This window comes from Nocardioides malaquae, assembly GCF_015070385.1.
Taxonomy (GTDB): Bacteria; Actinomycetota; Actinomycetes; order Propionibacteriales; family Nocardioidaceae; genus Nocardioides; species Nocardioides malaquae.
In genome coordinates this window covers 1-247 of record NZ_JADCSA010000929.1, presented here as the reverse complement: position 1 = coordinate 247, position 247 = coordinate 1, and the positions used below count along the sequence as shown (strand labels likewise).

At 43.7% G+C, this 247-nt stretch carries 1 protein-coding gene; it reads left to right on the top strand.

What is annotated here, in order from left to right; all coding sequences use genetic code 11:
• Positions 1 to 220, top strand: a 220-nt coding sequence (locus tag IEQ44_RS17410) for a hypothetical protein (RefSeq protein WP_227487696.1), incomplete at its 5' end; no start/stop codon positions are given.
• Positions 221 to 247 lie beyond the last annotated feature (27 nt).

Sequence of the window (247 nt, the reverse complement as noted above, 5' to 3'; positions counted from 1 at the left end):
CACCAGATCATCTGGGGAGCAAGTATCATATGATGAGAATGGAAATAATGCTTCACCGAACATGGATGTCCTGAACTGGGTGTGGCTCCCTGATGGAGGTCTAAAGGTTCAAAAGGTAGGAGTGTTCAAGACGTCCACCTCCGGAGGTGAAGAACTCATCCTTGATGAAGACAGAATATTCTGGAGCTTTGAATCCACAAAGGTCATTTCAGCGTTCTAAAATAACTAATGTTGATCTCATGATGTG